The organism is Methylobacterium sp. J-092 (genome assembly GCF_022829325.1).
GTDB lineage: Bacteria > Pseudomonadota > Alphaproteobacteria > Rhizobiales > Beijerinckiaceae > Methylobacterium.
The window spans coordinates 127,708-134,216 of record NZ_JAKSXU010000056.1 but is presented as its reverse complement, the minus strand read 5'-3'; the positions used below and the strand labels follow the sequence as shown (position 1 = coordinate 134,216).

Sequence of the window (6,509 nt, the reverse complement as noted above, 5' to 3'; positions counted from 1 at the left end):
GGGTCGACCGCGCACTCGGCCGGGTAGCCCTGGCAGAAGGCGACCCAGGCGAGGATCGGCTTGGCGGCGCCGACCGACGCGGCGGCGATGGTGGGGGCGGGCAGCGAGGCCAGGGTCTGCGCCGCGACCGGGGCGACGGCGAAGGCGAGGCCCGCGGTCACCGCGAGGCCGGCGAGGGCCTTGCGCAGGCGGGGCGCCGACACCGCCCGAACCGTCGAAATCGCGAACCGCATCGCCGTGGCCCAACCCGTTAAGCTCTCGTTAACGAAAGCTCTCACGCCCGGGCCCCGACGGCAATCGCCCCCTTAACGAAAGGTTAATGCTGTGCGTAACACGGGCGTGCGGATCGGGCGGCTGGACCGATGCAGACGGGCCACAGGCGGGATGCGGGCGCCTCGCCCGGCCCGGCGGGTGCCGGCTCGGACGAGGCCCTTGCGGATCGCGCGCCGTGCGGCGGCGGGGTCTCAGAACCGGTAGTTCAGGCCGGCGCGGACCAGGCCGAAGCCGGCATCGCTGCGTCCGGCGCCGTAATAGGTGGCGGTGGCGGCATCGTAGTAGGTCGCGCCCGAGACGCGCTTGCCGAGGTCGAGGTAGAGCGCCTCGATCTTGGCCGAGATCCTGTCGGTGAAGGCGTACTCGATGCCGCCGCCGACGGCGTAGCCGGTCCGCGTCGTGTCCGGCAGGGCGTAGGGGTAGGCGGCCGCGTTCGCCGAGGCCGACCCGCCGCCGTAGGCGAAGCCGCCGGTGCCGTAGATCAGCACCCGGTCGAAGGTGTAGCCGACGCGGCCGCGCACGGTGCCGAAGTAGTCGAGGCTCGGGCGGACGCTCGCGTAGGGCACCGTGCCGAGATAGGCCGCATCCGCCTTGGCGAAGGCGGTGCCTTGGATGTCGGCCTCGACGCCGACGACGAAGCCCGAGCCCGGCGTGAGCTGGTAGTTATAGCCGACCTGGCCGCCGCCGGCGAAGCCGCCCTTCGCCGCCCCGCCGGTCACGGTGCCGTAGGTCGGGTCGGTGAAGCCCTTGCCGGACTCGCGGAACGCGTAGCCGGCGTTCACGCCGGCGTAGAACCCGGTCCAGGTGAAGGCGGGCGGAACCGGCGGCGGCGGAGGCGGCGCCCGCCGCGGCAGGTCCGCGGCTTCGGCGGAGGCGAGCCCCGCCATCAGGCCGAAGGCGGGCAGCAGGGTGCGAACGAGCGCCGGAACGGATCTCGACATGGGGGTTCTCGTGTTGGGATGGGAGGTTTTGCGGAGCGGGATCCAGCGGGCCGCCCGTGCCTCCCCCTTCGGCGGGGGGAGGGCCGCGAAGCGGGCCAGGAGTGGGGAGCGCGTTGTCCGGAAAGGTCGCGCCCCTCCGCAGCGAGGGGAAGGCGCGGCTGCGGAAGACGCCCTCCGACGGGCCGGTCAGAGCGCCAGCAGCAGCAGGCCGACGATGGTGACGGCCAGGATCATGCAGATCGCGAGGTCGAGGACGCGGGCGCCGCCGCACGGGGGTCTCGGGTCGGTCCGCATCCGGTCGGTCCGCATCGGGTCGGTCCCTATGGCGGGCGGCCTTCGGGCGGCGGCGGCGATCATCGGCGCGGATCCCGGTCGGGGGTGAGGAGGAGCGCCTCCCGGACCGGGCTGCCGGCCCGGGAGGCGCCGTCGAGCACCGCAGCATCCCGGGAGGGGGATCCTGGTGCTGCGGCCTGCAGCGCCCCTGGGGTCGCGACGCGGTGGACCGTGTCCGCGGCGGCGATCCCGAGGGCGGGCAGCGCGAGGGCGACGAGGCAGGCGGCGAGCCGGCCCAGTCGCGAAAGGGTGGTCCCGCCCGGCGGCCTGCGATCGCGGCGCAGGGTCGCGTTCAGGGGCGGCATCGGGCGGCAGACGAGGGCGGGTTTCGGTTCGGGCATCGGCCTCGTCCGGGTCGCGTTGACGTGGGAAATTTGACCACGCACAAACCGTATGTGTGCAGATTTCCCACGTCAACGCGAAATCGGTGGGCCGAGGTGCGCCGGCGCACGATGTGGGATTGTGTCCCACGTTGCCCACCTCCATGCTGCGCCGATGTCCGAGACCGTCAACGACACCGCCGAGGGGGCTGCCCTGCACGCGCCGGTGGCGCGCCTGCTGCGCCCGCTGGTCCGGCTGTTCGTGGCCCGCGGCATCACCTTCCCGGCGCTGACGAACCTGCTGCGCGAGCTCTACGTCAACGTCGCCGAGCACGACTTCGCGCTGCAGGGCAAGGAGCAGACCGACAGCCGGGTCTCGCTGCTCACCGGCATCCACCGCAAGGAGGTGCGGCGCCTGCGCGGGGCCGGGGCGCCGGTGAGCGCGGTGCCGGCGGTGGTCTCGCGCACCAGCCGGATCATCGCCCGGTGGCTCGCGGACCCCGCCTTCACCGACCCGGACGGGCGCCCGCTGGCGCTGCGGCGCGCGGGCGAGGACGGCCCCTCCTTCGAGGCCCTGGTCGCCGGTGTGACCCGCGACCTGCGGCCCCGCGCCGTGCTCGACGAATGGCTCGACCGCGGGCTCGCCACCCTCGACGGCCAGGACCGGATCGTGCTGGCCGAGGCCGCCTACGTGCCGCGCGGCGGCGGCGAGCCGCAGCTCTACTATTTCGGGCGCAACCTCCACGACCACATCGCGGCCTCGGTCGCCAACGTCCTCGGCGAGGCGCCGCGCTTCCTCGAGCGCGCGGTGCATTACGACGGGCTGTCGGAGGATCTGGCGCGGCGGCTGGAGGCGCGCGCCAAGGAGATCGCGATGGAGGCGCTGACCCAGGCCAACCGCGAGGCCCACGCCGCCTGCGCCACCGATCCCGGCGGCCCCCACCGCTGGAACTTCGGCCTCTACGTCTACGCCGAAGCCGTGCCGCCGCGCGCGGGCGTCCCCCCTGCCGAGGAGGCGTCGCCGGCCACGCCGGAGGCCGGGGCGTGAACCTGTCGGTCGGAAACCTGTCGGTCGCACGATCGCGCGCGGATCGGGGCGGTGTTCGGTCGTCGAGCGACCGACTCGGACGAGGCGCCCTTCCTCCCCCCTCTGCGGGGGAGGGTGGCCTGCGAGGCCCTTCGCATTCAGGCGCCCCGGGACCGCGCGCATGAGCGCTCCGACCCGCCGCCTCGTCCTGCGCCTGCTCGCCGGCGCCGCCCTGGTTCCGGGGCGCGCGCTGCCGCAGGAGGCGCCGCGCGACCAGGGCATCGGCGGCACCGGGGCGCGGCCGACGGACACGCCGGGGGACGGCGACCGCGGCATCGGCGGCACGGGGGTGATCGGCACGATCCGCCGCTTCGGCTCGATCGTCGTCAACGACCTGCGCATCGCCTATCCCGAGGACGTGAGCGTGCGCATCGACGGGGTTGCGGCGCGCGCCGCCGACATGCGGATCGGCCACGTGGTCCACGTCGTCGCCCATGCCGAGGCGGGCGGCCTCGCGACCCGGCGGATCGACGTGACGAGCGAGGTGGTCGGGCCGGTGGAGAGGGTGGCCGAGGGCGCCCTCGTCGTCCTCGGTCAGAGCGTCGCCACGGCCGGCGTCGCCGGGCGCTGGGCGGTCGGCGACCGGGTCGCGGTGTCGGGCCTGCGCCGGCCGGACGGCGTCGTCGTCGCCAGCCTGATCGAGCCCCGGGCCGAGGGCCCCGCCCGCGTCGCGGGCCCGGTCCGGCACGACCGCGACGGCCGCCCGGTGATCGGACGCCTGCAGCTGGAGGGCGCCGACGCGCTGCCCGCCGGCCGGCGCGCCGCGGTCGCTGGCGAGGCAGCGGGCGGCGTGCTCAAGGTGGCCCGCGCGAGCGAGGCGCTGCCATTCCCGCCGGGGCTGAGCCGGGTCTCGGTGGAGGCCTATATCGGCCGCAGCGGCGGCCGGATGAACCTCGGCTCCGGCCTCGACGTCGCCGGGCCGGCCGGTGCGGCGATCCCGCGCCGCGGCAGCGTCCGCGCCGTGCTGACGACGCGGCGGGCCGCCGACGGGCGCCTCACCGTCGAGGCCCTGCGCCTCGACGAACGCGGCACCGCGCCGGACCGCAACCCGCTGTTCGAGCGCGCGCCGGACCGGATCGACGGCCGCGGCCTGCCCGGAGGCGGCCCGGACGGACGCTTCGAGCGCGGCGGCCGTGGGTCCGGCGGCGGCGGGCCGGGGGGCGGTGGACCGGGCGGCGGATCTGCGGGCGGCGGGCTCGGCGGCAGCGCCCCAGGCGGCAACGGACCGGGCGGCGGGTTCGGCATCGACACCCGCACGGCCCCGAACGGGTTCGGCGGCGGGCACGGCGGCCCCGGCGGGTTCGGTGGCGCGGGCGGGCTCGGCGGCCCGGGCGGTCCCGGCGGCTTCGGCGGGCCGGGGGCCGGCCCCGGCGGGTTCGGCGGGCCGGGCGGGCCGGGCGGCGGCCCCCGGCGCTGATGTCGCACGCGCGCCGTCCAACGCTCGGCGGCCCGCGTGCTTAAGCGATCCTTCACCGCTCCGGCGTCAGTCGAAGGGACGCCTGCAGGTTGGATGCGACGTGCCTGACCCCTTGAACGACCGGCCCCGTCCGGTACCGAGCCCGTCGGACCTCGACCGCCTGATCCGGCGGGATCAGCTCGCGGCCCTGCGCCTGAGCATGTCGACCGCCATCCCGATCAACATGGCCCTCGGCCTGGTCGGCATGATCGTGGCGATCCATGCCGGGCAGGGCGCCGTCGGCGCGACCTGGTTCGCGGCCTCGACGGCGGCCAATCTGCTGCGCCTCGCCCTGTGCCGCGTGCCCTGCGCCGCGCTGTCGCCGCGGACGGCGCTGTCGGCGGAGGCCGCCGCCCGCTCGGTCGACCGGCACCTGCGCCTGGTCTGGATGGCGGCCTGGCTGTCGGGCCTGGTCTGGGCGTTCCTTCCGGCGCTGTGCGCCGGCTGCACCGCGGCGCAGACGGTGTTCTACCTGACGCTGACCTGCGGCACGACCGCCGGCGCCGTCACCTACGGCACCGCCTTCGCCCGCATGCCGATCGGCTTCTTCACCCCGCCGCTGCTCTCGTTCGCCGGATGCCTGCTCGTGGCCGGCGGCTTCGACCGGATCTGCCTCGCCGCGACGGTGCTGCTCTACCTCGCCGCGATGATCCGCGGTGCGTTCCTGTGCGAGGCGGGTTTTCGCGAGGCGAGCCGGCTGAAGAACGAGGCCAGCGCCCTCGCGCAGTCGCGCATGGAGGCCCATGCCAGCGCCAGCGCGCTCGCCCTCGAGATGGCGCGGCGGGCGACCCACGACGACCTCACCGGCCTCCTGAACCGCGCCGGCTTCCAGCAGGATGCCGACGCCGCCTTGCGCGGTGAGGCAGCCTTGCGCGACGACGCGGCGGTCGAGCCCGTCGCGCATTGCCTGATGCTGCTCGACCTCGACGGCTTCAAATCCGTCAACGACGTCCACGGCCACACCATGGGCGACCGGGTCCTGGCCGAGGTGGCGCGAAGGATGGCCGCCGCCCTGCCGCCGGGCAGCCTGGCCGCCCGGCTCGGCGGCGACGAGTTCGCCGTGCTCTACGCGCCGGCGCCGGCGGGGATCGCGCAGGACGTGCTCGCCGCCCGCCTGATCGGCGCGGTCGCCGAGCCGTTCGAATCCCTCGACGCCGGCCGGCTCGGCATCAGCATCGGCATCCACCAGGGCGACGCCGGCAGCCTGACGCATCGCCTGAGCTGCGCCGACGAGGCGCTCTACGCGGCCAAGGGCGCCGGCCGGAACCGCGCCCGCCTGTTCGACGAATGCCTGCGCGACCGGATGGAAACGCGGCGCGACAGCGAGCGCGACCTGTCGCAGGCGCTCGCCGAGGGCGTGGTGACGGTGTGCTTCCAGCCGATCTTCGGGCGGGACGGGCGCACCCTGGTGAGCCTGGAGGCGCTGGTGCGCTGGAACCACCCGCGCCACGGCTGGATCCCGCCGGCCGACGTCGTGGCGGCGGCGGCGACGGCCGGCCTCACCGAGTCGCTGCTGCGCGCCATCCTCGAGCAGGCCTGCGCGATGGTGGCGACCCTGTGCCGGCACGGGCTGGAGACGGTCCAGGTCGCGCTCAACGTCTCGCCCCGCGAGATGGCGCAGATCGCCGTCGACGAGATCGTGCTCGGCCGTCTGGCCGCCCTCGGCCTGCCGCCGCGGATGCTGGAGATCGAGATCACCGAGGAGACCGCCCTCGACATCGGCGCGGTGCAGGCCAAACTCACGGCGCTGGCCGAGGCCGGCATCCGCGTGACGCTGGACGATTTCGGGATCGGCTACTCCTCCCTCGCCTCCCTGCGCCAGCTCCAGGCCCACCGCATCAAGATCGACCGCAGCTTCGTCACCGGGCTGACCGGCTCGGACGACAAGTGCGGGCTGGTCCAGGCCGTGCTCGCGCTCGGGCGCTGGCTCGACATCGAGGTGGTCGCCGAGGGCGTCGAGACCGCCGACGACCTCGCCACGCTGCAGGCGTTCGGCTGCACCCTGTTCCAGGGCTACCATCTCGGCCGGCCGATGTCGGCCGAGGCCGTGGCGGACCTGCTGGCGTCGCAGGCGGGGGCGCGGATGGCCGCGGCCTGAA

Annotated in this window: 6 protein-coding genes and 1 pseudogene; 3 read left to right on the top strand and 4 right to left on the bottom strand. The window is 75.4% G+C overall.

Annotation, left to right across the window (positions count from 1 at the left end; all coding sequences use genetic code 11):
- The 4 genes and pseudogenes from MKK60_RS05530 to MKK60_RS05515 form a co-directional block, all read right to left on the bottom strand.
- Positions 1 to 203: pseudogene (locus MKK60_RS05530) on the bottom strand (transglutaminase-like cysteine peptidase); the annotation flags it as partial.
- Positions 204 to 464: 261 nt separating this feature from the next.
- On the bottom strand, positions 465 to 1,214 hold the full coding sequence (locus tag MKK60_RS05525; RefSeq protein WP_409567369.1) for an outer membrane protein: 750 nt from the start codon (positions 1,212 to 1,214) through the stop codon (positions 465 to 467).
- 186 nt (positions 1,215 to 1,400) lie between these two features.
- Entirely contained in the window at positions 1,401 to 1,571 is a 171-nt protein-coding gene (locus MKK60_RS05520; protein ID WP_243984186.1) for a hypothetical protein, read from the bottom strand.
- Positions 1,568 to 1,888: a hypothetical protein gene (locus tag MKK60_RS05515; RefSeq protein ID WP_243948413.1), complete on the bottom strand. Its 321-nt coding sequence runs from the start codon at positions 1,886 to 1,888 to the stop codon at positions 1,568 to 1,570. Before MKK60_RS05515 ends, MKK60_RS05520 begins: the two co-directional genes overlap by 4 nt.
- Before the next feature lie 154 nt (positions 1,889 to 2,042).
- Here MKK60_RS05515 and MKK60_RS05510 point away from each other — a divergent pair, with 154 nt between their 5' ends.
- The 3 genes from MKK60_RS05510 (at position 2,043) to MKK60_RS05500 (ending at position 6,508) form a co-directional block, all read left to right on the top strand.
- A complete protein-coding gene (locus MKK60_RS05510) occupies positions 2,043 to 2,915 on the top strand; it encodes a DUF6502 family protein (RefSeq protein ID WP_243984183.1) in 873 nt (290 codons plus the stop codon).
- 160 nt (positions 2,916 to 3,075) lie between these two features.
- Positions 3,076 to 4,371 (top strand): DUF5666 domain-containing protein, encoded by a 1,296-nt coding sequence (locus MKK60_RS05505; RefSeq protein ID WP_243984181.1) that lies wholly within the window; start codon positions 3,076 to 3,078, stop codon positions 4,369 to 4,371.
- A gap of 199 nt (positions 4,372 to 4,570) precedes the next feature.
- The gene (locus MKK60_RS05500) at positions 4,571 to 6,508 is read left to right on the top strand and encodes a putative bifunctional diguanylate cyclase/phosphodiesterase (RefSeq protein WP_243984200.1); all 1,938 of its coding nucleotides are present in this window, start codon (positions 4,571 to 4,573) and stop codon (positions 6,506 to 6,508) included.
- Position 6,509: the final 1 nt, after the last annotated feature.

Coding starts and splice junctions, on each gene's coding strand:
- MKK60_RS05525 (WP_409567369.1), bottom strand. CDS start 1,214: ATGTCGAGATCCGTTCCGGCGCTCGTTCGCACCCTGCTGCCCGCCTTC.
- MKK60_RS05520 (WP_243984186.1), bottom strand. CDS start 1,571: ATGATCGCCGCCGCCGCCCGAAGGCCGCCCGCCATAGGGACCGACCCG.
- MKK60_RS05515 (WP_243948413.1), bottom strand. CDS start 1,888: ATGCCCGAACCGAAACCCGCCCTCGTCTGCCGCCCGATGCCGCCCCTG.
- MKK60_RS05510 (WP_243984183.1), top strand. CDS start 2,043: ATGTCCGAGACCGTCAACGACACCGCCGAGGGGGCTGCCCTGCACGCG.
- MKK60_RS05505 (WP_243984181.1), top strand. CDS start 3,076: ATGAGCGCTCCGACCCGCCGCCTCGTCCTGCGCCTGCTCGCCGGCGCC.
- MKK60_RS05500 (WP_243984200.1), top strand. CDS start 4,571: ATGTCGACCGCCATCCCGATCAACATGGCCCTCGGCCTGGTCGGCATG.